Source organism: Bradyrhizobium sp. AUGA SZCCT0105, from assembly GCF_018129565.1.
GTDB lineage: Bacteria > Pseudomonadota > Alphaproteobacteria > Rhizobiales > Xanthobacteraceae > Bradyrhizobium.
The window spans coordinates 67,918-94,117 of sequence record NZ_JAFCMK010000006.1 but is presented as its reverse complement, the minus strand read 5'-3'; the positions used below and the strand labels follow the sequence as shown (position 1 = coordinate 94,117).

The window sequence follows — 26,200 nt, the reverse complement described above, 5'->3', positions numbered from 1 at the left end:
GAACAACCATGGAAGATCTGAAGGTGACGGCCACCGGCTACGATTTCGCGCCGGCGCGCGCCGCCATGCAGCGCTATATCGACAACAATCTGCTGTCCGGAATCTCCTGGTCGGTTCTGGTCGGGCGCGACATCGCCGACACGGGCTGCGTCGGATGGGCCGACAAGGAAGCGCAGACCCCGCTGCGCACCGACCACATCTTCCGGGTCTTCTCCAACACCAAGCTGATCACTTCCTGCGCGGCGCTATTGCTGTTCGAGGATGGCCGCTTCCAGCTCGACGATCCGATCGAGAAATTCATCCCGCAGCTCCGCAACCGCAAGGTCCTGCTGAAAGGCGCGACGTCGATCGATCAAACCGAGCCCGCGAAGAGTTCGATCACCATCCGCCAATTGCTCAGCCACAGCGCCGGTTTGAGCTACGGTTTCTTCGATCCCGGCACCGTCATCTTCAAGGCGCTCAACGAGCGCGGCGTGCACAATCCCAATACGACCCTGGCTGAAATGGTCGACGTACTGGCCGATTTGCCGCTGATCTATCAGCCGGGCACGTCGTGGGAATATTCGCTCGCGATCGACGTGGTGGCACGCCTGGTGGAAGTCGTCAGCGGCCAGACCTTCGACAAGTTCATCAAGGCGCGCATCCTCGATCCGCTCGGCATGGTCGATACCGGCTTCGTCGTTCCGGAAAAAGATCACGGCCGCCTCGTGGCCTACTACGCCGGCGCAGATCTGATGGAGCCGATGAAGCCGGGCCTCACCCGCACCGACGATGCGCCCTTCCCCGGCGCCTATCGGCGCCCGGTCGCAAGGCTCAATGGCGGCGGCGGGCTGGTGTCGACGATGCCCGACATGGTCGCGTTGATCCGCAGCCTGCTGCCCGGCGGACCGACGCTGCTGAAGCCGGACACGATCGCAATGATGATGTCCAACCAGCTGCCCGAAGGACAGTGGATCCGCTTCGCGATGATGGGCGAGCAACCCGGCAAGGCCCACGGACTTGCCGGCGGCCTGATCCTCAACCCGTCGCCGATCGATCATCCCGACGCGGCCGGCGAGTTCTACTGGGGCGGCGTCGCGGGCACACAGTGGTGGATTTCGCCCAAAACCGGCATGGCCGGCGTGATGATGGCGCAGCGCCAGATGGCGTTCGTCCATCCGTTCTCATTCGAGTTCAAGCGGCTGGCCTATGACGCGGTGAAGCGCGGGCGTTAAGGGTGCTTCGTAGCCCGGATGGAGCCAACGGGTCGCGCGAACGCGCGCCCGATGAAAGGCTCCGCGAAATCCGGGTATCGCGCCACATGCGCAGACGTCCCGGATTGCGCTTCGCTCCATCCGGGCTACGAGAATTGACTACGCCGCCGCCGAGACCACGCGGTTGCGGCCGTCGTGCTTGGCGCGATAGAGCGCGGTGTCGGCGCGCTTGAGCACGTCGGTGACCTGCTCGCCCTTGCGCTCCAGCGTGGTGAGCCCGATCGAGATCGTGACCGTGATCCGCTTGCCGCCCTTCTCGACGGCAAACGGCTCGCCCGCGATCGAGCGGCGCAGCCGCTCGGCGACCATGCCGGCGACATGCAGATCGGTCTCCGGCATCACGATCACGAACTCCTCGCCGCCATAGCGGCAGGCGAGATCGATGCCGCGGATCGACTTGCGGATGCGAACGGCGAATTCGCGCAGCACGTCGTCGCCGGCGTCATGGCCGTAGGTGTCGTTGATCGCCTTGAAGTAGTCGATGTCGAGGATCATCAGCGCCAGCGGCTTGCCTCGGATCGAAGCCTGCTCCGCCAAGGTCGCGAGGTGGCTCTCCATGTAGCGCCGGTTATTGAGGCCGGTCAGCGCATCCGTGATCGCCATCTCGATCGAGTTCTGCACGTTGTCGCGCAGATGATCGGTGTAGCGGCGGCGGCGGATCTGGGTGCGCGCCCGCGCCAGCAGTTCGTTCTTGTCGACCGGACGCAGCAGGTAGTCGTTGACGCCGATCTCGAGCCCGCGCATCAGCCGCGCGTTGTTGTCGGCATCCGAGACCGCGAGGATCGGCACCTGGCGCGTACGCTCCAGCGAGCGGGCCTGGCTGCACAGCCGCAGGCCGTCGAAATTGTCGAGGCTGAGCGACACGATCAGGAGGTCGTAATTGCCCTCGGCGGCGTGGAACAAGGCTTCCGCTGGATTGGTCTCGACGTCGACGGTGTGCTCGGCGGAAAGGATCGGCGCCAGCTTCTCGTAGGACGACGGCCGGTCGTCGACCAGCAGGATGCGGCCGCCCGTGCCCCGGTCGGCGATCGCGCTGCGCTCGGGCGCCTGCATGCCGATCTCGAGCGAGGTGATGGCGCGCATGCGCAGCTCATCGGTCATCATCTTCAGCCGCGTCAGCGAGCGCACGCGCGCGATCAGCACGACGTCGGACACCGGTTTGGTCAGGAAATCATCGGCGCCGGCCTCGAGGCCGCGCACGCGATCGGCGGGACTGTCGAGCGCGGTGACGATGACGACGGGAATGAAGTGGGTCGCCGGATTCGACTTCAGGCGGCGGCAGACCTCGAAGCCATCCATATCGGGCATCATGACGTCGAGCAGGATGATGTCGCATTCGGCGCGCGCGCAGATGTCCAGCGCCTCGGTCCCGTTGGAAGCGGTCAGCACATCGAAATATTCGGCTGACAGCCGGGCTTCCAACAGCTTGACGTTCGCCGGAACATCATCGACGACGAGGATACGCGCGGACATGGCACCACAACTCCCCTATCCGATAAAGCGTCGGACAGTCTCAATAAATTTGCCGACCGAGATCGGCTTGGACAAATAGGCTTCGCAGCCGCCCTCGCGGATGCGTTCTTCGTCGCCCTTCATGGCGAAGGCGGTGACCGCGACCACCGGAATCGTGCGCAGCTCGGGATCGTCCTTGATCCAGCGCGTGACCTCCAGGCCGGAGACCTGGGGCAGTTGAATATCCATCAGGATGAGATCGGGACGCAGCTTGCGGACGAGATCGAGCGCTTCGAAGCCATTGCTGGTGCCCGAAGTCTGATAGCCATGCGCCTCCAACAGATCGCGAAAGAGCTTCATATTGAGCTCGTTGTCCTCCACGATCAGGACGGTTTTGGCCATCCCGTCCCTCCCAGACTTAGGAAACAGGCCCGACTGCGGCACCTCACGCACCGCGCGCGGAGCGCGTCGAAAATGTGAATTCAAACTAGCGCCAGAATCGCTCTAACCCGTTAACCCGTAGTCCAACTTCCGCAGCGTGGTTTCAGTTGCTTGAACACATGCGGAAGACTCGGGCATGATGGGCCTCTCATTAGAGACCATAAGTTAACGGAAAGGCAAACCGGCGCGTTGAAAAAGCCTGTTCACAACCCCCGGGAAGTCGCTGAAATCGTTGCGATTCAGGCGCTCGGCTTCATTGCCGGCGATCCCGAGCGGCTGGGCTTGTTCCTGGCCGAAACCGGAATCGGTCCGGAGACGCTGCGGAACGCTGCGTCCAATCCTCAATTTCTTGCGAGCGTGCTCGATTTCGTGATGCGCGACGATGCCACCGTGAAGGCGTTCGCCGCGGCCTCCGAACTGCACCCGACCAACATCGCTGCCGCCCACCAGGTGCTGGGCGACCCGAAATGGGAGCGCGACGTGCCGTGACGACGGCAGCGCCAGCTCCCGACGGCCCCCTCAGTTTCTGCCGAGACTGCCTCGGCGATCTCGACATCAAGGTGAAGCGATGCAGCCATTGTGGCTCGCCGCGGCTGGTCCGTCATCGCACCCTGCCCGCGTTGGCGCTGGCGCATATCGACTGCGACGCGTTCTATGCCACCGTCGAGAAGCGCGACAATCCTGACATCGCCGACCGCCCCGTCATCATCGGCGGCGGCAAGCGCGGCGTGGTGTCGGCTGCCTGCTACATCGCCCGCACCTACGGCGTCCGCTCGGCGATGCCGATGTTCAAGGCGCTGGAACTCTGCCCCGACGCCACGGTGATCCCGCCCGACATGGCGAAATATGTCCGGGTCGGGCGCGAGGTGCGCCAGGCGATGCAGGCGCTGACGCCGCTGGTCGAGCCGCTGTCGATCGACGAGGCCTTCCTCGATCTCTCCGGCACGCAGCGTGTCCACGGCATGATCCCGGCCAAGGTGCTCGCCAAGTTCGCCCGCGACGTCGAGCGCGAGGTCGGCATCACGGTGTCGGTCGGGCTGTCCTGCAACAAGTTCCTCGCCAAGATCGCCTCCGACCTCGACAAGCCAAGGGGATTTGCCACGCTCGACCAGGACGAGGCGCGCGAGATGCTGGCCAGCAAGCCGGTCGGCTTCATCTACGGCGTTGGCCCTGCGACGCAGGAGAAACTCGTGCAGCGCGGCTTCCGCGTCATCGCCGACCTGCAGCGCGCCGACGAGAATGAGCTGATGAAGCAGTTCGCCAGCGAAGGCCGCAGGCTGTGGCGGCTTGCGCGCGGCATCGACGACCGCACGGTGGTACCCGATCGCGGCGCCAAGACGATTTCGAGCGAGACCACCTTCGAGACCGACATCCGCGATTTTGCAATCCTGGAAAAACTGCTCTGGAAGCTGTCGGAGAAGACCTCGGCGCGGCTGAAGAGCAGCGACCTCTCAGGCTGCACCATCACGCTGAAGCTGAAGACCGCTGATTTCCGCCAGCGCACCCGTTCACAATCGATCCAGACGCCGACCCAATTGGCCGCAAAGATCTTTGCGGTGACGCGCGAGATGCTGGCCAAGGAGATCGACGGCACCGCCTTCCGCCTGATGGGCGCCGGCGTCAGCGCGCTGCGCCCGGGCTCCCAGGCCAACGATTCCGACATGCTCGACCGCCGCTCGGCACACGCCGAACGCGCGATCGACAATCTGCGCAAGAAGTTCGGCAACGCCGCCGTGATCCGGGGTATTGCCTATGAGGGGCCGGGGAAGAGCGCGGAGGACTAGAAGCTACTCAGTCTCACCGGCCGTCATTGCCAGGAGCGAAGCGACGAAGCAATCCATCGCTCCGCATATGCTGAAGCATGGATTGCTTCGCTTCGCTCGCAATGACGGGACACTGCCCTCAATCCGCGACGGCTACCGCCTCGATCTCGATCAGCCATTCCGGCGCCGCAAGCGCGGTGACGCCAACGAGCGTGGAGGCCGGCGGCTCCATGCCCTCGAAGAATGCCGAACGCGCCTTGCCGATGATCGGGCGAAGCTCCGGTCTGTAGCCGACGACGAAGGTCGTGATCTTGACGATGTTGGAATAGCTCGCTCCGGCGGCTTTCAGCGCCATGCCGAGGTTCTGCATCACCTGCGTCGTCTGCGCGGCGAGATCGCCGGCGCCGACCACCCGGCCCTCCTCGTCGACCGACACCTGTCCCGAAATGTAGATCGTGCGCGCGCCCGAGGCGACGACGACGTGGGAGTAAGCCGGATTGTGATGCAGGCCGCTGGGGCGCAGATGGTCTGATTTGCTCATGATGTGCCTCCCTGACACGCGTGTTTTGGGAAGCGTACTCGTGTCTGATGGTTCCGGCCAGTGCGGTCTCGCAGAGGGTGGTGCAGGCTTGCTCTGTGTCGTCCCTGCGAAAGCAGGGACCCATTACCACAGGGAGCAGTTGTCGAAGCGCGCTGTAGCTCCAGCGCGGCACAACAATTGGCGCTCGTGGTTATGGGTCCGGGTCGCGCTTCGCTTGCCCGGGACGACACGGAGTGGGTGGCGAAAGCCAACCCTCACTTGCAGGGTTTGGAATCCCTGACGTCGAACTTGTCCAACGCGCCCGAGATCACGAAATCGTTGTAGTCCAGTACCAGCGCACGGGAGACGCCGTTCTCGTAGAGCTCGAACGACATCGCGTAGACCGGCGTCTGCTCGCCATCCTTGGCCCGCGCGTCGCTGTCGTAGTAGCTCACCGTCACCGGCCAGCGCGTCATGGTCTTCATCGCATCGCTCGCGGTCGACGGATCAGGCGATGACGGCGCGCGGTCGCCGGCGATCGGCCGGCCGATCACGGTCAGCGTGTTGTAGACCTTCTCGCCATTGTCGGAGCCGTCATAGACAGTCTGTTCGAGCACCGATTTGCCGTCGCGGGCGGCGGCGATGATGTGCTGGATCTGCTCGGTCGGGAACACGATCTTGCCGTCGAGATTAAAGGTCTTCTTCACCGGCTGGGTCAGCTTCACGGTGATATGATCGCCCACGCGCTCGGCGATACCGTCGACCGGCGACGAGTCGCTGTCGTTCATCCGCGTATCGATCTTGAAGCGGTAGCTCTTGCCCGACGCGTCTTCCCAGGACGAGGAGCGCAGATCGGACAGCGTCACCTTGCCCTCGCCGCTGTCGAGTTCGGACACCTGGCGGAATTCGGAGGTGTAGCCTTCGCAGGAGCTGCCGGAGAAATTGTACAGGATGCGCCCGCGCGCATCGCTGACCGAATTGGAGCCGCGCGATTTCACGAGGCTCAGATCGTACAGCGCCTGATGCGCCAGAAACGGCCCGCCGGCCGCGGCCGCCGCCCCATGAACCAGGCCGGCTCCTGCGGCAACGGCAATCGTGAGCACCAGGGCACGCGACGGATTCCGAAACGGCAGGATCATGGTTTTTCCTCGAGGAGGCAGGGATTCGCCACAATAGTGACGGTGGTATTGCGCCGCAACTGGGGCAAGTCTGACAAAATAGCAATGCAAGGAGCGAGTTTGCTGTCATTTTTGACAGTTCTCCGTGCGATTCCGCACGTCACGGTCGCGCGGCCCTCACCTTACCGTCGCTTGCAACCGGCGGCACGATGCGCGAAACAATCGAAACAAACTTGGCCCTGACCGCGTTTCAGGCTTCGTGCAAATCCAATTGGGGAACAAAAATGGCGGGTACCGTCGAACAGAAACTGGCGTCACAGGGCATCACACTTCCCCAGCCGACCTCCCCGGTCGCGAACTATGTCCCCTTCGTTCGCAGCGGAAACCTGTTGTTCGTTTCGGGCCAGGTCTGTTTCAACGCCGAAGGCAAGCTGATCGCCAAGGGCAAGCTCGGCGCCGGCGTCACGCTTGAGCAAGGCGTCGCCGCGGCGCAGGGCTGTGCGATTAACCTGCTGGCGCAGGTCAAGGCCGCCCTCGGCGATCTCGACAAGGTCGTGCGCGTGGTGCGGCTCGGCGGCTTCATCAACTCGGCGCCGGACTTCTTCGACGGACCGAAGGTGCTGAACGGCGCTTCCGACCTGATGGTCGCAGCCTTCGGCGACAAGGGCCGCCATGCCCGCACTACCGTCGGCGTCGCCTCGCTGCCGGCGGACGCCGCGGTCGAGGTTGAAGGCGTGTTCGAAGTCTCCTGATCGATGCGCGCCCCTGATTGGCTGACGAAGCGGCCGGTCGCCCATCGCGGCCTGCATGATGCCGCACGCGGTATCATCGAGAACATGCCGGCCGCGGCCAACGCCGCGGTATCAGGCAATTTCGCGATCGAGTGCGATATCCAGCTCACCGCCGACGGCGAGGCGATGGTGCATCACGACGATGCGCTCGGCCGCCTCACCGAGGGTTCGGGCCTGCTGTCGACCAAGACCGCAGCCGAGCTGAAGGCGGTGAAATTCAAGAACACCGCCGAGCAGATGATGACGCTCGGCGATCTCTGCACGCTGGTCGCCGGCCGCGTCCCGCTGGTGGTCGAGGTGAAGAGCCATTTCGACGGCGACCGCAAGCTGGTTCGGCGGATGGCCGAGGTGCTGTCGTCCTATTCCGGCCCTGTCGTCGGCATGTCGTTCGATCCCGACCAGGTGCTGGCGTTGCGCGAGACCATGCCGAACCTGCCGCGCGGCATCACCGCCCAGCGCACCTATGACGACAGTTCCTGGACCAAGCTGACGCCGGCCCAGCGCGACGGCATGCTGTATCTGCGCCACGGCTTCAAAACCGAGCCGCATTTCGTTGCCTTCTGGGTCAACCAGCTGCCGGCGCCGGCGCCCTGGATCGCCCGCAACATATTCGGCTGCCCGCTGCTGGCGTGGACCGTGCGCACGGCGGAACAGCGCGAGCGCGCGGCCCGCTACGCCGACCAGATGATTTTCGAGGGGTTTGTGCCGGGAACCTGACATGTCGTCGGCAGTCTTGAACTCGTCGCTGCGACGCACGATCTTGGCAAGGGTTGGTCAAAGCGTTGGTCGTCATCGGCGATGGCGGAATGCGGAGCATGATCCGGAAGTGGAGCCAGCTGTTCCGGAAAGATCATGCTCAAAAGAGGCACCGGTCTTCACTCTCGATGGCGTCGTCTGAAATCACCCTAGAGGCTGTAGCTGACATCGGCGGCATTCCGTCCGCCGAATGGGACGCCTGCGCCAATCCGAAGGCGGAAGCGGACAGCATTCACAGCCTCGACACGCTGGCCTCGCCCGCAGCCGCAGGCGATTGCCAGACGACTGCAGGTTCGAGCTATAACCCCTTCGTTTCCCATGCCTTTTTCGCCGCAGCCGAGGCCTCCAATTCGGCCTGCCCGCGGACCGGCTGGGGACCACGGCATCTGATTGCAAAGCTCGACGGCCGGATCGTAGGCGTCGTGCCGTGTTACCTGAAATCGCACTCGCAGGGCGAATACGTGTTCGACCGCGGCTGGGCCGAGGCCTATCACCGCGCCGGTGGCAGCTATTATCCGAAGCTGCAGGTCTCCGTCCCCTTCACGCCCGCGACCGGGCCGCGGCTTCTGATCCGCGACGGCGTCGACCGCGAGGCGATCGGCTCGGCGCTGGCGCGGGGCCTGCGCGCGCTCTGCAACGCCACTGAAGCCTCCTCCGTGCACGTCACCTTTGCCCGCGAGGAGGAGGCAAAATTCCTCGGCGCACACGGCTTCCTGCAGCGAACCGACCAGCAGTTCCACTGGCACAATCAAGGCTACAAGAGCTTCGACGATTTTCTGGGATCGCTGAACTCCCGTCACCGCAAGGGCATCAAGCGCGAACGGCGTGAGGCGGTTACCGCCGGGATCACCATCCACTGGCTGACCGGCTCCGATATCACCGAGGACGCCTGGGACGCGTTCTTCGAATTCTACATGGAGACCGGCTCACGCAAATGGGGCCGGCCGTACCTCACCCGAGAATTCTTCTCGCTGATCGGCGAGAGCATGAGCCGGGACGTGCTGCTGGTCATGGCCAAGCGCAACGGGCGCTGGATCGCCGGCGCCATCAACTTCATCGGCTCGGACACGCTGTTCGGCCGCAACTGGGGCGCGATCGAGCACCACCCGTTCCTGCATTTCGAGGTCTGCTACTACCAGGCGATCGATTTCGCGGTTCAGCGCGGGCTCAAGGTGGTCGAGGCCGGCGCGCAGGGCGAGCACAAGCTGGCGCGCGGCTACCTGCCGCAGACCACCTATTCGGCGCATTTCATCGCCGATCCCGGATTGCGCCGGGCGATCGCCGATTACCTCAAGCGCGAGCGCGACTATGTCGCCGAGGTCGGCCGCGAGCTGACTGAGGCCGGTCCGTTCCGGAAGACCGTCGACGACGACGCTTGACGTTTGCCTCGCGACCGAGAAATTAGATTTTCAGATACAGACTTGCAAAATCCAGGGAGCCGCCGCCATGCCCGCCGCCTATGACAACAACAACCCCTTCGCAAAAATCCTGCGCGGCGAGTTTCCGTCCTACAAGGTCTATGAGAACGAGCACGTGCTCGCTTTCCTCGACATCATGCCGCGCTCGCCCGGCCACACCCTTGTCATCCCGAAGGCCCCTGCCCGCAACATCCTCGACATCAAGGCGGACGACTACGCCCATGTCGCACGCGCCGCCCACAAGATCGCGGGCGCTGCGATGAAGGCGTTCGAGGCCGACGGCATCACCGTGCAGCAATTCAACGAGCCGGCCGGCGGCCAGGTCGTGTTCCATCTCCACATGCACGTGATGCCGCGCAAGGACGGCGTCGCGCTGCTGCCGCCCGCGAGCCACAAGGAAGACGGCAAGGTGCTGGAGGCGAATGCGGCGAAGCTGATCGCGGCGTTAAGATAATCCCACCGCCGTCATTCCGGGGCGCGCGAAGCGCGAGCCCGGAATCCATTTCACTACGAAACGCGCGGCCCGATGGATTCCGGGCTCGCGCTGCGCGACGCCCCGGAATGACGGTTGAGAGATCTCACTCCGTCTCGAAATCCCCGGCCTGTGGCGGAGCCAGCGGGGTGAACTCGCAGCGGTCGGGCTTGACGTCGATCAGTGGCGTCTCGTCAAGGCAGTCGAGCCCGCGCACCAGGATGACGTTGCCTTCGACACCGACCAGCTTGACGATCGAGGTCCCGATCGGATTGGGGCGCACGGGTGAGCGCAGCGAGAAGGTGCCGCGGGTGTTGCCGTTGTTCTTCGGAGATTGCAGCACGATGTCGCGGCGCGACTGGTGCAGCCAGTACAGCACTTCAAGGTTAGAATAGAAATCGACGCCCTTGATCGCGGCGACCCAGGGCTCGAAGATCTCGAGCCGGCACACCGGGCCGTCATGCCGCCCCTGCCGCGGCGTCGCCAGCCGCGAGGTCCAGGGCGTGCGGATGCGGCCGATGAAGACGAGCCCGGCGTCGCGCGCCGTCGGCATGTCGACGGCGACCTCGCCCTGGCGCAATTCCATTTCACGTACCATGTGTCAGTCCAACGATATGTTCAGCGCCTTGACCACGCCCGCCCACCGCGCGCGATCGGTGTCCACAAATCTGTCGATCTCGGCCTGGCTCTTTACGCGCAGCGGCGGGAAACCGATCCTGACCAGCGAAGCGCGAAACGCCTCGTCGTTCAAGGCCCGGTCGAGGCTCGCCTTGATCTTGGCCGCGATGTCGTCAGGCACTTTCGACGGCGCCGCAATACCATACCAGACGCTGACCGCATAATCGGGGTAGCCGCTCTCGGCAATGGTCGGCAGATCGGGCAGATCGGGGATGCGCTCGGTCGAGCTGACGGCGAGCGCGCGCAGCATGCCTGACTTGACCGGCGGCAGTGCGGTGCCGAGCGTGTCGAACATCAGCTGGATGTTGCCTGACAGCAGATCCTGCAGCGCGGGTCCCGCGCCCTTGTACGGCACATGGGTCATCTCAACGCCGGCCATCTGCTTGAACATCTCGCCGGCGAGATGAACGGTGCCGCCGGTGCCGGCCGATCCGAAATTGAGTTTCCCGGGATTCTTCCTGGCGTAGGCGACGAACTCCGCAATCGTCGTTGCCGGGACGGACGGATTCACCTCCATGATCATCGGCGCATCCGTGATGACAGACAGCAGGCGGAAATCCCTGGCCGGATCGTAAGGCAGCTTCTTGTAGAGCAGCGGATTGAGCACGAAGATCGAGGCCGCCGTCACGAACAGCGTGTAGCCGTCGGGATCGGAGCGTGCCACAGCCTCGGCACCGATCGCGCCCTGCGCGCCGGCCTTGTTCTCGACCACGACCACCTGCTTGAGATCGCGTCCGAGATATTCGCCGACGAGACGGCCGAGCACGTCGGTCGGCCCGCCCGCGGCGTAGGGCACCACGAGCTTGATCGGACGGGTCGGATAATCCGCGGCGCGCGCAGGCAGCGCTGCTACCAGCAAGGCAGTCAGAGCCAGAATGAAGGCCGATGATGCGCGCCGCTGCATGGCGTTCCCCCGCTATTGTCTTCTTGGAGAACGAGAGTACCGGATAATGCGGTCGCCGCAATCAGCCGAGCCAGTATTTGCCTGACAGCATCACGATTTCGCCCACGATCACCCCGGCGAAGATCGATTTCCTCGCCAGCATGAACGCGACGAAGCCTGCGGCGACGGCGCCGTAACGCAGCCAATCCGGCACGCTGGCGAGCGCACCCGGCGGCTGCACCACGATCTGCGCAATGATACCAGCGAGGATCGCGGTGGCGACCGCCCTCACCCAGACCAAGAGCTCGGAGTTCTCGTCGATGCCGCCGCCGAACCACAAGCCGAGCATGCGCCAGATCTGGTTGGGAATGACGCCTGCGACGAACAGGATCGCGAGCGCGTGCCAGTCGCCGATGAAGGTGCTCATGCGCCCGCCCTCACGATGCCTGCCCTCGCCCGGTGCACGCCGTAGGCGATGGTTCCGGCGACGACGCCGCTGACCAGGATGTCGACACCGCTGTTCAACATCGCCGCCAGCGGGAACAGCAAGAGCCCAAGCACCAGCGCGATGACGTCGGCGAGCTCGCGGCAGTTGCGCGCGGTGGAGAACAGGAAGGCGAGCGGCGTCAGCATCAGCATGCCGGCGGCCAAGAGCGGCGTGAGGTTGGCCGCGAGCGTGTAGCCGATCGTGTTCGCGATCAGGCAGACCAACACCAGCCCGCACCCGAGCCCGTGGATGAAGGCGATCCGCCGGTTGCGCGGCACCTGGGGCAGGAAGCGGAAGCACTCGACCCACAGCGTCACCGCCGTCAGATGCGCCACCAGGATCAGATGCCGCCGCTTGGTGTCCTCGGTGCGCATCATCGGCAACACCGACACCACCATCGGAAACAGCCTGATCGCGCTGACGGTCACGGCGATCGCCGATTGCAGTACGGTGGCGCCGGAGCCGAGCGTCGTGATCACGATGATCTGCGCCGGGCCCGCCCAGACGAACGCCGTGCTCGCCAGGGTCCAGCCCAGCGAGAAGCCACTATCATGCGCCAGCGCGCCGATGCCGAGATAGGTCGCAAACAGCACCAAGGTCAGCACGGTCGCGCCGATCGACCGCGCGCCCCACAGGAAGGCGCGGAACGAGGTCTGCCATTGCGGAGAATCGAGCGGAGGAAGCGCCACGGGGAGCCGGATGGATTTGCAATGTCGGCGGCTTAGGGCGCTGACAACGCAGGGTCAAGCAAGCGGCTGCACAGCGCTGCTATGCGCCTTGGTAGCCCGGATGAAGCCAACGGGTCGCGCGAACGCGCGCCCGATGGCTTCATCCGGGCTACGGGAGCTACGCAATCACGCCCTGTTCTTTAGAACAAAACACGCCCCGCCCGCCTTGCGGATGCGACTGCACAGGCCGTCGGCCTCGGGGCGCGTGTCGGCGCCGATGCGCACTTGGTAGAACATCGCGCTGCCGCGGCTGCGCAGCCGCGAGCCGAGCAGGCTCGGATCCTGATCGCCGATCACGTTCGACAGCCGCTTGATGGCACGGGCATACATCGCCAGCGCCTTGTCGCGGCTGAAGCCGGCGGCGAGCTGCACGCCCCATACCTTGGCCGCCGACAGCGTGATGTGCTGCTCGAGCCCGGCCACGAACGGATTGGGCGCGCGCTTCAACAATGCCATCAGCTCGCGGCAGCTCGCGGTCGGCGCACGCTGCGGCATCTTGCCGTTGCGGCCGGCGGCGGCCCAGTCGTCGACGCTGGAGCCGGTGATCGCGGAGACGTAATTGCGCGTCTCCTGCGGCATGTAGCCGGAGCCGGCGAGCCAGTCCTGGATCCGGCGCGGGCCGGCGTTGTAGGCGGCGGCCGCGAGGCCGAGATTGCCGAACTGGTTGCGCAGCTCGCTGAGGAATTCGGCCGACTTCGGCAGCGCCTGGACGGGATCGAGCGGATCGAGCAGCCCGCGCTCATTGGCCGTGCCCGGCATGAACTGCGCGATGCCCTGCGCCCGCTGGCCGCTCCGCGTCACGGGACCAACCGCGTCCGCCTGGAAGCGGCTCTCCTGCCAGATCACGCGCGCGAAGAATTCGAGCGGCAGGTCGTTCGACCGCGCCGCCGACTCGATCATCAGGCACATCGCCTCGCGGGTGTCGCTCTCGCGCGCGTCGTCCGCGGGCTTGTCGGTCGCCGCCGCGGGCTTCTCGGCAGGTGCCACGGGCGTGTCTGGCTGAGGTCCGGCTGGTTTCTGCGCCGATGGCGCGGCCTGCCCTCCCGGCAGCGGCGCGGGCGGCTCAGCCGGCGCGGCCGCGGGTTTCTCGGCGGGCTTGTCCGCGGGCGGCGTTGCGGGTTGCTCGGCTGTTCGCGGCGGCGCCGGGGCTGCGGCAGGCGCGTCCTCCGCGCCGGCGCCGGCCGGCGATACCAGCAACACAAGCATGACCCATGCGGCGCAAAGACCTGTTCGCATCGCAAATCTGTTCCCGCGCGGCGTGGCTTGACACCGCAAGCTCGTGGTCTAGCTATGGACTGAAATGATGGCGCGCAAAAGGGAGCGCAAAATGGCCGCAGCCTCAGATGAACAACTCGGCTTTGCCCCCGACGACGACGCGCCGATCGGCTACATGAAGCGGACCCGCGATTATTACGCGGCGATCGGCTACACCACCGCCTACCGCTGGGCGCACTACACTTCCGCCCCGTTCCAGCCGCTGACGAAGCCGCTGAGCCAGTCCCGCGTCGCCATCATCACGACGGCGGCGCCGTTCGATCCCGCCAAAGGCGACCAGGGCCCGGGCGCGAAATACAATGGCGGGGCAAAGTTCTATTCGGTCTATGACGGCGACACGTCGCAGCCACACGATTTGCGGATCTCGCACATCGCCTACGACCGCACCCACACCACGGCGACCGACAGCGGCACCTGGTTCCCGCTGGCGCAACTCAAGCGCCTCGCCGCGGCGGGCAAGATCGGCGAAGTCGCGCCGCGTTTCTTCGGGGCTCCAACCAATCGCAGCCACCGCGTCACCATCGAGACCGATGCGCCCGAAATCCTCAAGCGCTGCCGCGACGACAAGGTCGACGTCGCGGTGCTGGTGCCGAACTGCCCGGTCTGCCACCAGACCGTCAGCCTGGTGGCGCGGCATCTCGAAGCCAACGGCATCCCGACCGTCGTGATGGGTTGCGCCAAGGATATCGTCGAGCACGCCGCGGTGCCGCGCTTCCTGTTCTCCGATTTCCCGCTCGGCAACTCCGCCGGCAAGCCGAATGACGTGGCGTCGCAGGCCTTCACGCTGGAACTGGCGCTGCGCGTGCTGGAAACTGCGCCCGGCCCGCAGACCACCGTGCAGTCGCCGCTGCGCTGGAGCGAGGACGCGTCGTGGAAGCGCGACTACAGCAACGCCGATGCGCTGAGCGCCGAGGAGCTGGCCCGCCTGCGCCGCGAGTTCGACGCGCAGAAGGAAATCGCGAAGGGCCTGCGCGTCGCGTAAGGCGAGCGTGAAGACCCTTCGCCCACCTCACTAACAGTGTCATCGCCCGGCTCGACCGGGCGATCCAGTATTCCAGAGACTTCAGTCAGTCACGGAGAAGCCGCGGCGTACTGGGTCCCCCGGTCAAGCCGGGGGACGACAGCGGAGGCACATGCCTCCACTCAGTGCGTTTCGACAAGCACCCGGACAGCATCATGTGAAGTGGCCTCCTCGCCACCCGCATAACGCCGTGCCAGCGCGGCGCAGGTCATGAGCTGGATCTGGTGAAACAGCATCAGCGGCAGCACGATCAGGCCGACCGATTGCCCGGCGAGCAGCACGCTCGCCATCGGAAGCCCGCTCGCGAGACTCTTCTTCGAGCCGCAGAACATGATGGCGATGCGGTCGGCGCGCGAAAAGCCGAGCAGCTTGCTGCCGAAATTGGTGACCAGCAGCACGACCGCCAGCAGCAGCGCATCGAGGCCGAGCACGATCGCCATCTGCGTCGCGTTGACCTGGTGCCAGATGCCATGGCTGACGCCGTCGCTGAACGCGGTGTAGACGATCAGGAGGATCGAGCCGCGGTCGACCAGGCCGAGCATCGCATGGTGCCGCTCGACCCAGCGTCCGATCAGCGGCCGCGACAATTGCCCAGCCACGAACGGCAGCAAGAGCTGCACGACGATGTCGAGCGCGGCATTGCCGGAGAACCCGCCATGGCTGGAGAGCAGCACGCCCGCCAGCAGCGGCGTCGCGACGATGCCGAGCAGGTTGGAGGCGGTCGCCGAGCACAGCGCCGCCGACACATTGCCGTGCGCGATCGAGGTGAATGCGACCGACGACTGCACGGTCGACGGCAGGATGCAGACCAGGATCACGCCCGCCCATAGCGCCGGCGTCAGCAGATGCGGCGCCAGCGCATGCGCCGCGAGCCCGAGCAGCGGGAACAGCGCGAACGTCGACAGGAAGATCACGAGATGCAGCTTCCAGTGCCGGGCACCGACCAGCGCCTCCCTGGTCGACAGCCGGGCGCCGTGCAAAAAGAACAGCAGCGCGATCGCCACCTCGGTGGCGTAGCCGCCGGTCACGGTGCCCTCCCCGTGCAGCGGCAGCAGCGTGGCTAGGCCGACCATGCCGACGATGGCGGCGATGTAGGGGTCGACGGGCACGAATGATCGCAGGCGACTGATGGTCATGGTGGCTTCCTTTCCTTGACCGGAAAATGGCCTTCTCCTTGCCAATTGTGAACCGCGCTTACCGATGTTATTGTTATTACGTTATGTAATGATGGAACGCTGCCATGCTCGATCCGGTCCAGCTCGAAACCTTCCTGACCGTGGTGCAGACCCAGAACTTCACCGAGGCCGGCCGCCGCCTCGGCCTGAAGCAGTCGACGGTCAGCCAGCACATCCGCAAGCTCGAGGCCGCCGCGGGACGCCGCCTGTTCGTGCGCGACACCCATTCGGTCGTGCTCACCGCGGACGGTGAGGCGATGACCGGCTTTGCGCGCCCGATCCTGGAGGCCAATGCGCGCGCCCGCGATTACTTCGCGGGGTCGCAGATTCGCGGAAAGATCCGGTTCGGCGCCGCGGAGGATTTTGCCAGTTCGCGCCTGCCCGATCTGCTGCGCGACTTCGTCCGCCGCCATCCGCAGGTCGATCTCGAGCTGACGATCGGCCTCAGCGCCGTGCTGTACCAGCAACTCGACGCCGGCGAGCTCGATCTCGTGCTGGGCAAGCGCCGGCCCGGCGACGCGCTGGGGCAATTGGTGTGGCAGGACCGCCTGGTATGGACCGCCGCGCCGGGCATGCGGCCCGATCCCGGCGAGCCGCTGCCCCTGATCCTCTACGCGCCGCCGAGCGTCAGCCGCAGCGTGGTGCTGGAGGCGATGGAACGGTTCGGACGGCCCTGGCACATCGTCTGCTCCAGCGGCAGCTTGAGCGGCCTGCGCGCCGCGGCGCTCGCCGGTCTCGGCATCACCCCGCAGGCGCAGGGCCTGATCCCGGACGGCCTGGAAGCGATGCCGGCGTCAGGCCTGCCGCCGCTCGGCGACGTCGAGTTCGTGGTCCGCACCGCCCGCCGGACCAAACGCGGCCCGGCGGTCGAACTGGCGCAGGCGATCACGGAACGCGGCGGTCGGCTGCGGCCGTAGAAGTTTGGCTAGAACGGTCTGACGCCGCGGCCCTTCGGCTCAAGCGCTGCGGTCTCTGGAATACTGGATCACCCGCATGCGCATGCGCGGGTGATGACACTGAACGAGCTATTTGACAGGTTGAACGAGGGCCATCCTCATCGTCGTCCTGGCGAAAGCCAGGACCCATTACCCCAAATGAGAATTGTTGCGCGATGCTGGGGGCGCATCCCGTCCATCATCAAATACGGTGGTTATGGGTCCTGGCTTTCGCCAGGACGACGATGGTGTGCGAGGCCCCCGCACCGTCATCGCCCGGCTGGAACCGGGCGATCCAGTACGCCGCAGCCTCTCGGCTCAAGCACAGACAATACTGGATCACCCGCCTACGCCTACGCGGGTGATGACACTGAGCAAGCTGAGGGCGTCGGCACGATTTCGGAATAATAGAAGTCTACCGCTGAGTTGCCCGACGAGTCAAGTTGCCGCGTCCGCCGGCCGCCGCCGGCTACTTTGCATGGGGTTGTTTTCGATATTTTTGGCAGTGCGCCCCTGCTCGGACCAGGCGCCCCGCGTCAGGAGGATAGCGCGGCCTCCACCTGCACCGCGCCCAGCATGCCAGTCCGTTCGTGACAGCCGAGGTACTCGAAGAACTGCTCGTCGGCCGCGGCAACCGTGACCTCGTGATACAGCCTGAGCTTCGCGGCCGGTCCCAAGGTCGACAGATACTTCATCGCCGCGCCGAAGATCCGGACATGGGTCGGATGCGATTCCGCCCAGCGCTCCAGCGCCGCGAGGCTCTTCCACCAGCTCTGGCCGTAGGACTTTTCCGTCAGTCGTCCATCCACGTCGACGACGCGCATGTAGCGGTTGGCGTAGCAGCCGATCGGCACGCCATCGTCGCGCAGGAAATCCATGCCCTCGCGCAGCACCGGCTCGACGTCGTCGAGATACATCTTGCGCTCGGACGCCTCGGTGTCGCTCCAGTCCTGACCGGAGCGGATCAGGCAGAGATTGTCATGCGCAACCACGCGGATGCGCGCGCCGTCGCGGATCACGCGCGGCTCGCCGCCCGGCGTCATAGCGTCGGTCTGCGACAGCGGGATGCGATCGCGCATGCCGCCCCAATAGGCGTGCTCCTGCACCTCCCCGCTCATGCCGTCGGCAAGAACCGCGACGCCCTCGGGGCGGCCGAGCGACGAGAACAGCGTCTCGTAGCGCTCGACGTGCGGCCGTAGCACTTCGATGAAGCGGCCGACGCCATTTGCTGCGCCACTGCCGGTCCAAGCCTCGCGCGCGCCGGCGAACCAGGCATCGAAACGCCCGGCGTCGTCCCAATAGGCGACCGAGACGACGTTGGTAAACCCGGCCTGGTCGACATATTGCGCGCGATCCCAATGCGTCGGGCCGTTGTCGCCAGCAAAGCGTTTTGCGATCGATGCCAGCGCCTCGGCCACTGCTGCGTTCGGCTCGTCGCGATATTGTACGCCGAAATAGGCCATGATGACGCTTGCGACCCCGGGCTTGTGGCGCGCGACGAACGACGGATAAGGCGGCGCGTAATCGTCGGGCACACGACGATGGCGGGAGCGCGCTGTTTGCAGATGAGAGGGAATGGCGGATTCCATGGCAGTCGCCTCCGGTTGGATGTTGCCCTGATGCTTCAGCTCGCGGCCGCGTCGACCTCCTCAAGACTGTCGAGCGGCAGCGCGAATTGCTCGACGCGCTTCGATGGCTTCTTGTTCAACAGCAGACGCGTGACGTCGGGCCGCGAGTAATGCCCGGCCGGATCGGCGGCGTTCTTGGCAATCCCGATCGCGCCGAGATCGATATCGGCGAGCAGCAGGCCCTCCTGGTCGGGCGGCAGCTTCTCGGCGATCGAACTGCCGTCCGGCCCGTAGATCGCGGCGTGCCCGCCGCCGACATGCAGCAGCGCGTGCTTGTCGTCGCGGTCGCACATCTCATCGATCATCGCTTGCGAGACGGTGGCACAGGGCGCCAGCACGAAGCACGAGCCCTCGACCGCATAGACCCGCGAGGCCGCGTTGTTGACCTCCCAGCCGAGCGCCGGCGCGAACGGATCGTACAGCGAGAAGCTCGGCCAGGCCGCGACATGCACCTGCTCGTTCTGGGCGTACATCGCGTATTTCGACAGCGGCTGCAGATGCTCCCAGCAGCACAGCGCGCCGAGGCGGCCGATGCCGGGGCGGTCATGCACCGCAAGGTCGCTGCCGTCGCCCTCGCCATAGACGGTGCGCTCGGCATGGGTCGGCCGCAGCTTGCGCCGCTTGGCAATGGTCTCGCCGTCGGGCCCGATCAGCCATTGCGCCAGATAGAGGCTGCCGCCGTCGCGCTCGGACAGGCCGAGCACCGCGGTCAAGCCGGCCTTCTTCACCGCCAGCCGCAGCTTCTCGGCCTGCGGACTGTCATAGCTCAGCGAGTTATCGAAATAGCGCTGCACAAAACCGCGCCCGATCGCCCAGGCCGGCGAGTCCAGCCAGATGTACCAAGGATAGCCGGGAATGAAGGCCTCGGGGAACGCGATCAGTTTTGCACCCTTCGCGGCGGCCTCCTCGATCAAGGCAATGCTCTTGGCGATGGAGGCGTCGAGGTCGAGCCAGGCAGGGGCCGCCTGCACCACCGCAACGCGATATTTCGGATGTTCGATGCCCATGATGTCCTCCTCGTGGCCGGCCGTTCCGGCCGGTTCGTACTTGATCGGCCGCAGCCGCTTCTGACATCATGCTGCCCTGGGACCGGGAGCGCCGTTCGACCAGGACGGAAGGAAAATTCGACTGCGGAGGAGATTTCCCCGGCCGTCCCCGGTACGAAGCTTGCTTTGTCTGCGTGGCCAGCGTTTGCACTCGTGAAGGGAGGAAATCATGCCGGCCCTGTTCACCACGGAAGTCGCGCCCACGCATCGGCGCCTGGCACTGTGGCGCGACATCGTCTGCGACGTGTTCGTGCAGCTCGACTGCAAGTCCGATCTCGGCACCGCCTTCCACGGCGCCATCACCAGCGCGCAACTCGGCGCGGTGAAATGCTCCGTCGTCTCGTCGGGCCGGCAGCGCGTGCTGCGCACGCCGTCGCGGATCGCACGCACCAGCGAGGATTTTGTTCTGTTCGCGCTCGGCCAAAGTGGCGCGGGCGCCGTGCTGCAGGACGGCCGCGAGACCGTGATCCAGCCGGGCGAGTTTGCGTTCTATGACACCACCCGCCCGTATGAGCTGCGCTTCAACGACGACTTCACGCAGACCATCTTCCAGGTGCCGCGCGCGATGCTGCACCGGCGCTTTGCAGGCACCCAGGGCCTGACGGCGACCACGTTCACATCGGATCGCCCGCTGCAGCGGCTCGCCTGGCAGTTCATCAGCGGGCTCTCCGAGATCGCCGACAAGCTCGATCCTGACAATGCGATCCGCCTCGCCGATCAGGCGGCCGACCTGCTCGCGATGGCGATCAGCGAGCGGCTCGGCGGCGTGGCGCTACAGGCCTCGACGCACCGCTCCGCGCTGCTCTATCGGCTGAAGGCGCATGTGCTCGCGCATCTGCCGAACCCCGAGCTCAGTCTCAGCGAAACCGCCGCGGCGCTCGGCATCTCGCCGCGCTACGTCAACAGCTTGCTGGCCGACGAAGACACCTCGTTCCAGCGCTTCGTGCTGGCGCAGCGGCTGGAGCGCTGCAAGCGTGACCTGGCCTCGCCGGCGCACGCGCATCGCCATATCGGCGAAATCGCGTTCGCCTGGGGCTTTAACGATCTCTCGCATTTCGGCCGCGTATTCCGCGACCATTACGGCCTGTCCCCGCGCGATTGGCGGCACAGCCGGGTGCCGAACTGACTTTCTCGGGTCGTTTGCGGCGCAAAATAGCCGGGAATCCTGACCTTCACAGATGCAAACAATTTACACTAACTACAACGGGTTCCATTCGTACCCTTCTTTTCGCGCGTCCGGACCGGTACAGTCCTGCCATTGATTTAGGAGGATTTCCGATGCAGGACCGGCGCCAGAGCCCACGTGACAAGGTGTTTTACGGTGCGGTTGCGGAGATCAATGAGCGTGGCTCGACGATGGATTGCGTCGTCCGCAACATCAGCGAAGGCGGTGCCTGCGTCGAGTTTGGCGACGCCGCACACTTGCCCGAAGAGATGAATCTCAGCATCGCGCGCAAGGGCCGCTCGTTCCTGGCGCGCATGATCTGGCGCCAGGCCAACAAGGTCGGCCTCGCGTTCCGGATCATGACCTCGGACACCCCGGTCAGCGATCTCGACGAGCGGGTCCGCCGCAGCGAGATCAAGAAACGGCAGTTGCAGCGGCGGATCAAGGAACTGCTCGGCCAGGGCTGAGCGTCCTCACGTAGCTCCCCGGCCGCGTTTGGATCGCGGCCGGTATCTGTCATTTCGGGGGTTGCAAAGGCCAGGTTAATCCAGCATCCGGTAGGCCCGCCAATGCTGGAACCGAGAGCCATTTCACGACATGTCGTCCGCGATCATCGAGCATCCCGACGGGCTGCCGCAACCGCAGCGCAATTGGGCCATTCTCACGATCGCGCTCGGCCTCGTGATGGCCGTCGTCGACGGCTCGATCGCCAACGTTGCACTGCCGACCATCGCGAGGGATCTTAACGCTAGCCCCGCATTCTCGATCTGGATCGTCAACGGCTATCAGCTGGCAATCACGATCTCGCTGCTGCCGCTGGCCTCGCTCGGCGAGATCATCGGCTATCGCCGCGTCTATCTGGCGGGGCTATTGCTGTTCACGCTGGCGTCGCTGTTCTGCGCGCTGGCGCACACGCTGCCGCTGCTGACGATCGCCCGCATCCTGCAGGGGTTCGGCGCCGCCGGAATCCTCAGCGTCAACACAGCGCTGGTCCGCTTCATCTATCCGCATTCGCAACTCGGCCGCGGCATCGGCGTCAACGCGCTGGTCGTCGCGATCTCGGCCGCGGTCGGCCCGACCATCGCCTCGGTCATCCTGGCGGTCGGGACCTGGCCGTATCTGTTCGCCATCAACGTCCCGCTCGGCATCGTCACGCTGGCGGTGGGCTGGCGCTTCCTGCCGCACACCAGGCCCGCGGTTCACGCCTTCGACTGGCAGAGCGCCGCGATGAGCGCGATCGCGTTCGGGTTCGGCATCAGCGCGATCGACAGCGCCGGCCATGGCGAGGCGCTGTATCTCTGCGCGTTGGAGTTCGCGATTGCCGCGGTCGCTTCCCATCTGCTGTACCGGCGGCAACAGAATCTGCCCTCGCCGCTGCTGCCCGTCGACCTCTTGCGGATTCCGATCTTCGCGCTGTCGATCGGCACCTCGATCGCCTCGTTCTGCGGCCAGATGCTGGCCTTCGTCGCGATGCCGTTCTATCTCGAGAACCACTTCGGATATTCGGCGGTGCAGATCGGCCTGCTGATCACGCCGTGGCCGATCGCGGTCGCGTTCGCCGCGCCGATCGCCGGCTGGCTGGTCGAGCGCTACCCGGCCGGCCTGCTCGGCGGCATTGGCCTGCTGCTGTTCGCACTGGGATTGGGCACGCTGGCGTTCATGCCGGCCAATGCGACACCGATCGACGTGATCTGGCGCATGGCGCTCGCCGGCGCCGGCTTCGGCCTGTTCCAGACCCCGAACAACCGCACCATGATCGCCGCCGCGCCGCGCGAGCGCTCGGGCGGCACCAGCGGCATGCTCGGGACCGCGCGCCTGCTAGGACAGACCATCGGTGCCGCCTTGGTGGCGATGCTGCTGGCGCGCTATCCGGCCGACGGCACCAGGATCTCGCTGATGGTCGGCGTCGGCTTTGCCGTCGTGGGCGCCGTGCTGAGCACGCTGCGGCTGTCCTCAGTCGGCAGCCGCGGCGCCGATCAGGTACGGGTCCATGAGGGCCAGCGGCTCAAGGGCGAATGACGTTTCGCGCACGCGATGCGCGACTCCATCGGCGCAAACAAAAAGACCGGCTTGTTCAGCCGGCCTTTTCATTCTGATTATTCGCTTCGCGCCTCAGGCCTTGACCATCGGACCCTTTGAGGCCGGCCCCTTGGTGCCGCCTCCGCCGCCACCCGGACCGCCCTTCGGCGGCTTGCGCTTGCGCGGCGGCAGGTTCTCGGGCTTCGGGGTGACCGGGCCCTCGACATATTCGAACCCGATCTTGTCCTTGGCGGTCGCCTCGTCCTTGACCAGGATGACGCGGACGTGTCCGCCGCCCTTGAGCTGGCCGAACAGCACCTCATCCGCGAGCGGCTTCTTGATGTGCTCCTGGATGATCCGCGCCATCGGACGCGCGCCCATCTGCTCGTCATAGCCGTGCTCGATCAGCCAGGCCTTGGCGGGCTCGGACAGCTCGATCGTGACGTCGCGGTCGGCGAGTTGCGCCTCGAGCTGCAGCACGAACTTCTCGACCACCATGCCGATGACGTCGGCATTGAGGTGCGCGAAGGAGACGATCGCATCCAGCCGGTTGCGGAACTCGGGCGCGAACTGGCGGTTGATCGCCTCGTGGTCGTCGCCTTCCCGCTTCGAGCGGGTGAAGCCGAAGGCCTGCCGCGCGAGGTCGGCCGCGCCCGCGTTCGTGGTCATGATCAGGATCACGTTGCGGAAGTTGACCTGCTTGCCGTTGTGGTCGGTGAGCCGGCCATGATCCATGATCTGCAGCAGCACATTGTACAGATCCGGGTGCGCCTTCTCGATTTCGTCGAGCAGCACCACGCAATGCGGATGCTGGTCCACGCCATCGGTGAGCAGGCCGCCCTGGTCGAAACCGACATAGCCAGGAGGCGCGCCGATCAGGCGCGACACGGTGTGCCGCTCCATGTATTCGGACATGTCAAAGCGGATCAGCTCGACGCCGAGCGAGGCCGCCAGCTGCTTTGCAACCTCGGTCTTGCCGACGCCGGTGGGTCCCGAGAACAGATACGAGCCGATCGGCTTCTCCGGCTCGCGCAAGCCGGCCCGCGACAGCTTGATCGACGCAGCCAGCGCCTCGATCGCCTTGTCCTGGCCGAACACCGTGCGCTTCAGGGTCTGCTCGAGATGCTTCAGCACCTCGGCATCGTCCTTCGACACGCTCTTGGGCGGGATCCGCGCCATGGTCGCGATCGTGGTCTCGATCTCCTTGATGCCGATCGTCTTCTTGCGCTTGCTCTCGGCGACCAGCATCTGCGCGGCACCGGACTCGTCGATCACGTCGATCGCCTTGTCGGGCAGCTTGCGGTCGTGGATGTAGCGCGACGACAGCTGCACCGCCGCCTCGATCGCCTCATTGGTGTATTTCAGCCGATGGTAATCCTCGAAATAGGGCTTGAGGCCCTTGAGGATCGCGATCGCGTCTTCCACCGTCGGCTCGTTGACGTCGATCTTCTGGAAGCGCCGCACCAGCGCGCGGTCCTTCTCGAAGTGCTGACGATATTCCTTGTAGGTGGTCGAGCCCATGCAGCGGATCGTGCCCGAAGCCAGCGCGGGCTTGAGCAGATTGGACGCATCCATCGCGCCGCCGGAAGTGGCGCCGGCGCCGATCACGGTGTGGATCTCGTCGATGAACAGGATGGCGTTCGGATGCGCCTCGAGCTCCTTCAGGACCTGCTTCAGCCGCTCCTCGAAATCGCCGCGGTAGCGGGTGCCTGCGAGCAGCGTGCCCATGTCGAGCGAGAACACGGTCGCGGCCGCCAGCACCTCCGGCACATCGCTGTCGACGATGCGCTTGGCGAGGCCTTCGGCGATCGCGGTCTTGCCGACGCCGGCTTCGCCGACGAACAGCGGGTTGTTCTTCTGGCGGCGGCACAAGACCTGGATCGCACGGTTGATCTCGGCATTGCGGCCGATCACCGGATCGATCTTGCCGTCGCGCGCCTTCTTGTTGAGGTTGACGCAATAGGTGTCGAGCGCCTCGCCCTTCTTCTTGGCGTCCTCGTTGCCCTTGGTCTCGGTTTCCTCGTCGACGCCGCGCACCGGCCGCGCCTCGGACACGCCCGGCCGCTTGGCGATGCCGTGGCTGATGTAATTGACGGCGTCGTAGCGCGTCATGTCCTGCTCCTGCAGGAAATACGCGGCATGGCTCTCGCGCTCGGCGAAGATCGCGATCAGGACGTTGGCGCCGGTCACTTCCTCGCGACCGGACGACTGGACGTGAATCACCGCGCGCTGGATCACGCGCTGGAACCCGGCGGTCGGCTTCGCGTCGTCGGCGCCGTCCGTCACCAGGTTTTCGAATTCGGTCTCGAGATAATTGACGAGGCTGGTCCTCAACTTGTCGAGATCGACGCTGCAGGCCCGCATCACCGCCGCCGCATCCGAGTCATCGATCAGCGACAGCAGAAGGTGTTCGAGCGTCGCGTATTGATGGTGACGCTCGTTCGCGATCGCCAATGCACGATGCAAGGATTGTTCTAGGCTTTGGGAAAAAGTAGGCATTCGCGTCCTCTATGGCCCCCGGCCATCATGATCGCCATTACCGGGTCAGGCAATAACAACCTTCGTGATCGCCATTGATATAGTTACGACGGATCGTGGCGAAAGACCGGTCCCGCGATGATGGTTTTCTTCTAAAATTCGGGCGCCGGGACGTGATCCGGCCGCGACCCGTGATCATACGGGAACGCCGTTCGCCGCCGTCAAAATGCGCGATGCAAGACCCGTTCCGCTTCCCGCGGCAGGTCAATCGTTCCCGCGAACTATTTCTTTTCCATCACACATTGCAGTGGATGCTGATGCTTGCGCGCAAAGTCCATGACTTGCGTCACCTTGGTCTCGGCGATCTCATAGGTAAACACGCCGCACTCACCGATCCCGTGATGGTGAACGTGCAGCATGATCTTGGTCGCCGCCTCGGCGTCCTTGTTGAAGAATCGTTCCAGCACGTGAACCACGAACTCCATCGGCGTGTAGTCGTCGTTCAGGATCAGGACGCGATACAGGTTCGGGCGCTTGGTCTTCGGCTTGACCTTGGTGATGACCGAGGTCGACGGGCCGCTGCCCGCTCCATTGCGGTTGTCGTCATTGCTCATTTTCGGCTCCGGTGCGGCGGACACCGCGGGCTTGGCCGAAACCGGCTCGGAGATCGGGACTGTCAACGTGTATCGCAGCATGGC

At 65.2% G+C, this 26,200-nt stretch carries 26 protein-coding genes; 12 read left to right on the top strand and 14 right to left on the bottom strand.

Features of this window, described 5'->3' with window-relative positions:
* The first annotated feature begins 8 nt into the window (after nt 1-8).
* Nucleotides 9-1,214, top strand: coding sequence for a serine hydrolase (locus JQ573_RS26455; protein ID WP_249132379.1), 1,206 nt, complete (start codon nt 9-11; stop codon nt 1,212-1,214).
* Between the two features lie 138 nt (nt 1,215-1,352).
* Here JQ573_RS26455 and JQ573_RS26450 read toward each other — a convergent pair whose 3' ends face one another.
* Nucleotides 1,353-2,726, bottom strand: coding sequence for a PleD family two-component system response regulator (locus JQ573_RS26450; RefSeq protein ID WP_212318641.1), 1,374 nt, complete (start codon nt 2,724-2,726; stop codon nt 1,353-1,355).
* Nucleotides 2,727-2,741: 15 nt separating this feature from the next.
* Nucleotides 2,742-3,107: a response regulator gene (locus JQ573_RS26445; RefSeq protein ID WP_057845669.1), complete on the bottom strand. Its 366-nt coding sequence runs from the start codon at nt 3,105-3,107 to the stop codon at nt 2,742-2,744.
* A gap of 228 nt (nt 3,108-3,335) precedes the next feature.
* On the opposite strand from JQ573_RS26445, the gene JQ573_RS26440 reads away from it, so the two are divergent.
* On the top strand, nt 3,336-3,635 hold the full coding sequence (locus tag JQ573_RS26440) for a DUF3572 domain-containing protein (RefSeq protein WP_050425563.1): 300 nt from the start codon (nt 3,336-3,338) through the stop codon (nt 3,633-3,635).
* Entirely contained in the window at nt 3,614-4,930 is a 1,317-nt protein-coding gene (locus tag JQ573_RS26435) for a DNA polymerase IV (RefSeq protein WP_212318639.1), read from the top strand. Before JQ573_RS26440 ends, JQ573_RS26435 begins: the two co-directional genes overlap by 22 nt.
* A 118-nt stretch (nt 4,931-5,048) precedes the next feature.
* On the opposite strand, the gene JQ573_RS26430 is transcribed toward JQ573_RS26435, so the two are convergent.
* Together JQ573_RS26430 and JQ573_RS26425 are read right to left on the bottom strand one after the other, a co-directional pair.
* Nucleotides 5,049-5,450 (bottom strand): RidA family protein, encoded by a 402-nt coding sequence (locus JQ573_RS26430; protein WP_212318637.1) that lies wholly within the window; start codon nt 5,448-5,450, stop codon nt 5,049-5,051.
* A gap of 254 nt (nt 5,451-5,704) precedes the next feature.
* Nucleotides 5,705-6,568 (bottom strand): cell envelope integrity EipB family protein, encoded by an 864-nt coding sequence (locus tag JQ573_RS26425; RefSeq protein WP_212318636.1) that lies wholly within the window; start codon nt 6,566-6,568, stop codon nt 5,705-5,707.
* 263 nt (nt 6,569-6,831) lie between these two features.
* Here JQ573_RS26425 and JQ573_RS26420 point away from each other — a divergent pair, with 263 nt between their 5' ends.
* The 4 genes from JQ573_RS26420 to JQ573_RS26405 all read left to right on the top strand — a co-directional run bounded on the left by JQ573_RS26420 (nt 6,832) and on the right by JQ573_RS26405 (nt 9,966).
* Nucleotides 6,832-7,299 (top strand): RidA family protein, encoded by a 468-nt coding sequence (locus JQ573_RS26420; RefSeq protein WP_212318634.1) that lies wholly within the window; start codon nt 6,832-6,834, stop codon nt 7,297-7,299.
* Between the two features lie 3 nt (nt 7,300-7,302).
* Nucleotides 7,303-8,055, top strand: a complete 753-nt coding sequence (locus JQ573_RS26415) for a glycerophosphodiester phosphodiesterase (protein ID WP_212318632.1) — start codon at nt 7,303-7,305, stop codon at nt 8,053-8,055.
* A gap of 167 nt (nt 8,056-8,222) precedes the next feature.
* Nucleotides 8,223-9,473, top strand: a complete 1,251-nt coding sequence (locus JQ573_RS26410; protein WP_212318629.1) for a GNAT family N-acetyltransferase — start codon at nt 8,223-8,225, stop codon at nt 9,471-9,473.
* A 67-nt stretch (nt 9,474-9,540) separates the two neighbouring features.
* Nucleotides 9,541-9,966, top strand: coding sequence for an HIT family protein (locus JQ573_RS26405; RefSeq protein WP_212318626.1), 426 nt, complete (start codon nt 9,541-9,543; stop codon nt 9,964-9,966).
* Nucleotides 9,967-10,090: 124 nt separating this feature from the next.
* Here JQ573_RS26405 and tsaA read toward each other — a convergent pair whose 3' ends face one another.
* From tsaA to JQ573_RS26380, 5 genes are all read right to left on the bottom strand, one after another.
* Nucleotides 10,091-10,582: a tRNA (N6-threonylcarbamoyladenosine(37)-N6)-methyltransferase TrmO gene (gene tsaA, locus JQ573_RS26400; protein ID WP_074128941.1), complete on the bottom strand. Its 492-nt coding sequence runs from the start codon at nt 10,580-10,582 to the stop codon at nt 10,091-10,093.
* Nucleotides 10,583-10,585: 3 nt separating this feature from the next.
* Entirely contained in the window at nt 10,586-11,566 is a 981-nt protein-coding gene (locus JQ573_RS26395) for a tripartite tricarboxylate transporter substrate binding protein (RefSeq protein WP_249132377.1), read from the bottom strand.
* Between the two features lie 61 nt (nt 11,567-11,627).
* Nucleotides 11,628-11,972, bottom strand: coding sequence for an AzlD domain-containing protein (locus tag JQ573_RS26390; protein WP_212318624.1), 345 nt, complete (start codon nt 11,970-11,972; stop codon nt 11,628-11,630).
* A complete protein-coding gene (locus JQ573_RS26385) occupies nt 11,969-12,721 on the bottom strand; it encodes an AzlC family ABC transporter permease (RefSeq protein ID WP_212318620.1) in 753 nt (250 codons plus the stop codon). Before JQ573_RS26385 ends, JQ573_RS26390 begins: the two co-directional genes overlap by 4 nt.
* Before the next feature lie 165 nt (nt 12,722-12,886).
* Entirely contained in the window at nt 12,887-13,966 is a 1,080-nt protein-coding gene (locus JQ573_RS26380) for a lytic transglycosylase domain-containing protein (RefSeq protein ID WP_212318617.1), read from the bottom strand.
* A gap of 121 nt (nt 13,967-14,087) precedes the next feature.
* Here JQ573_RS26380 and JQ573_RS26375 point away from each other — a divergent pair, with 121 nt between their 5' ends.
* Nucleotides 14,088-15,017: a glycine/sarcosine/betaine reductase selenoprotein B family protein gene (locus tag JQ573_RS26375; protein ID WP_212318614.1), complete on the top strand. Its 930-nt coding sequence runs from the start codon at nt 14,088-14,090 to the stop codon at nt 15,015-15,017.
* Between the two features lie 161 nt (nt 15,018-15,178).
* On the opposite strand, the gene JQ573_RS26370 is transcribed toward JQ573_RS26375, so the two are convergent.
* A complete protein-coding gene (locus JQ573_RS26370; protein WP_212318611.1) occupies nt 15,179-16,192 on the bottom strand; it encodes a bile acid:sodium symporter family protein in 1,014 nt (337 codons plus the stop codon).
* Nucleotides 16,193-16,296: 104 nt separating this feature from the next.
* Here JQ573_RS26370 and JQ573_RS26365 point away from each other — a divergent pair, with 104 nt between their 5' ends.
* Entirely contained in the window at nt 16,297-17,148 is an 852-nt protein-coding gene (locus JQ573_RS26365) for a LysR substrate-binding domain-containing protein (protein ID WP_212318608.1), read from the top strand.
* A 554-nt stretch (nt 17,149-17,702) separates the two neighbouring features.
* Here the strand turns inward: JQ573_RS26365 and JQ573_RS26360 are convergent.
* Both JQ573_RS26360 and JQ573_RS26355 read right to left on the bottom strand, forming a co-directional pair.
* A complete protein-coding gene (locus JQ573_RS26360) occupies nt 17,703-18,755 on the bottom strand; it encodes a phenylacetaldoxime dehydratase family protein (RefSeq protein WP_212318605.1) in 1,053 nt (350 codons plus the stop codon).
* A gap of 35 nt (nt 18,756-18,790) precedes the next feature.
* A complete protein-coding gene (locus tag JQ573_RS26355; protein WP_212318602.1) occupies nt 18,791-19,801 on the bottom strand; it encodes a carbon-nitrogen hydrolase family protein in 1,011 nt (336 codons plus the stop codon).
* Between the two features lie 208 nt (nt 19,802-20,009).
* Between JQ573_RS26355 and JQ573_RS26350 the strand changes: the two genes are divergently transcribed.
* The 3 genes from JQ573_RS26350 (at nt 20,010) to JQ573_RS26340 (ending at nt 23,024) form a co-directional block, all read left to right on the top strand.
* Nucleotides 20,010-20,966, top strand: a complete 957-nt coding sequence (locus JQ573_RS26350; protein ID WP_212318600.1) for a helix-turn-helix domain-containing protein — start codon at nt 20,010-20,012, stop codon at nt 20,964-20,966.
* A gap of 152 nt (nt 20,967-21,118) precedes the next feature.
* Nucleotides 21,119-21,472, top strand: a complete 354-nt coding sequence (locus JQ573_RS26345; RefSeq protein ID WP_212318597.1) for a PilZ domain-containing protein — start codon at nt 21,119-21,121, stop codon at nt 21,470-21,472.
* Between the two features lie 130 nt (nt 21,473-21,602).
* Nucleotides 21,603-23,024, top strand: a complete 1,422-nt coding sequence (locus JQ573_RS26340) for an MFS transporter (protein ID WP_212318594.1) — start codon at nt 21,603-21,605, stop codon at nt 23,022-23,024.
* 93 nt (nt 23,025-23,117) lie between these two features.
* Here JQ573_RS26340 and clpA read toward each other — a convergent pair whose 3' ends face one another.
* Nucleotides 23,118-25,523, bottom strand: a complete 2,406-nt coding sequence (clpA, locus tag JQ573_RS26335; protein WP_212318590.1) for an ATP-dependent Clp protease ATP-binding subunit ClpA — start codon at nt 25,521-25,523, stop codon at nt 23,118-23,120.
* A 260-nt stretch (nt 25,524-25,783) separates the two neighbouring features.
* Nucleotides 25,784-26,116 (bottom strand): ATP-dependent Clp protease adapter ClpS, encoded by a 333-nt coding sequence (clpS, locus tag JQ573_RS26330; RefSeq protein ID WP_106318898.1) that lies wholly within the window; start codon nt 26,114-26,116, stop codon nt 25,784-25,786.
* Between the last annotated feature and the right edge of the window lie 84 nt (nt 26,117-26,200).

Bases quoted from the DNA above. Each gene is read 5' to 3' on its own strand.
- JQ573_RS26455 (WP_249132379.1), top strand. From the start codon at position 9: ATGGAAGATCTGAAGGTGACGGCCACCGGCTACGATTTCGCGCCGGCG.
- JQ573_RS26450 (WP_212318641.1), bottom strand. From the start codon at position 2,726: ATGTCCGCGCGTATCCTCGTCGTCGATGATGTTCCGGCGAACGTCAAG.
- JQ573_RS26445 (WP_057845669.1), bottom strand. From the start codon at position 3,107: ATGGCCAAAACCGTCCTGATCGTGGAGGACAACGAGCTCAATATGAAG.
- JQ573_RS26435 (WP_212318639.1), top strand. From the start codon at position 3,614: ATGGGAGCGCGACGTGCCGTGACGACGGCAGCGCCAGCTCCCGACGGC.
- JQ573_RS26430 (WP_212318637.1), bottom strand. From the start codon at position 5,450: ATGAGCAAATCAGACCATCTGCGCCCCAGCGGCCTGCATCACAATCCG.
- JQ573_RS26425 (WP_212318636.1), bottom strand. From the start codon at position 6,568: ATGATCCTGCCGTTTCGGAATCCGTCGCGTGCCCTGGTGCTCACGATT.
- JQ573_RS26420 (WP_212318634.1), top strand. From the start codon at position 6,832: ATGGCGGGTACCGTCGAACAGAAACTGGCGTCACAGGGCATCACACTT.
- JQ573_RS26415 (WP_212318632.1), top strand. From the start codon at position 7,303: ATGCGCGCCCCTGATTGGCTGACGAAGCGGCCGGTCGCCCATCGCGGC.
- JQ573_RS26410 (WP_212318629.1), top strand. From the start codon at position 8,223: ATGGCGTCGTCTGAAATCACCCTAGAGGCTGTAGCTGACATCGGCGGC.
- JQ573_RS26405 (WP_212318626.1), top strand. From the start codon at position 9,541: ATGCCCGCCGCCTATGACAACAACAACCCCTTCGCAAAAATCCTGCGC.
- tsaA (WP_074128941.1), bottom strand. From the start codon at position 10,582: ATGGTACGTGAAATGGAATTGCGCCAGGGCGAGGTCGCCGTCGACATG.
- JQ573_RS26395 (WP_249132377.1), bottom strand. From the start codon at position 11,566: ATGCAGCGGCGCGCATCATCGGCCTTCATTCTGGCTCTGACTGCCTTG.
- JQ573_RS26390 (WP_212318624.1), bottom strand. From the start codon at position 11,972: ATGAGCACCTTCATCGGCGACTGGCACGCGCTCGCGATCCTGTTCGTC.
- JQ573_RS26380 (WP_212318617.1), bottom strand. From the start codon at position 13,966: ATGCTTGTGTTGCTGGTATCGCCGGCCGGCGCCGGCGCGGAGGACGCG.
- JQ573_RS26375 (WP_212318614.1), top strand. From the start codon at position 14,088: ATGGCCGCAGCCTCAGATGAACAACTCGGCTTTGCCCCCGACGACGAC.
- JQ573_RS26370 (WP_212318611.1), bottom strand. From the start codon at position 16,192: ATGACCATCAGTCGCCTGCGATCATTCGTGCCCGTCGACCCCTACATC.
- JQ573_RS26365 (WP_212318608.1), top strand. From the start codon at position 16,297: ATGCTCGATCCGGTCCAGCTCGAAACCTTCCTGACCGTGGTGCAGACC.
- JQ573_RS26360 (WP_212318605.1), bottom strand. From the start codon at position 18,755: ATGGAATCCGCCATTCCCTCTCATCTGCAAACAGCGCGCTCCCGCCAT.
- JQ573_RS26355 (WP_212318602.1), bottom strand. From the start codon at position 19,801: ATGGGCATCGAACATCCGAAATATCGCGTTGCGGTGGTGCAGGCGGCC.
- JQ573_RS26350 (WP_212318600.1), top strand. From the start codon at position 20,010: ATGCCGGCCCTGTTCACCACGGAAGTCGCGCCCACGCATCGGCGCCTG.
- JQ573_RS26345 (WP_212318597.1), top strand. From the start codon at position 21,119: ATGCAGGACCGGCGCCAGAGCCCACGTGACAAGGTGTTTTACGGTGCG.
- JQ573_RS26340 (WP_212318594.1), top strand. From the start codon at position 21,603: ATGTCGTCCGCGATCATCGAGCATCCCGACGGGCTGCCGCAACCGCAG.
- clpA (WP_212318590.1), bottom strand. From the start codon at position 25,523: ATGCCTACTTTTTCCCAAAGCCTAGAACAATCCTTGCATCGTGCATTG.
- clpS (WP_106318898.1), bottom strand. From the start codon at position 26,116: ATGAGCAATGACGACAACCGCAATGGAGCGGGCAGCGGCCCGTCGACC.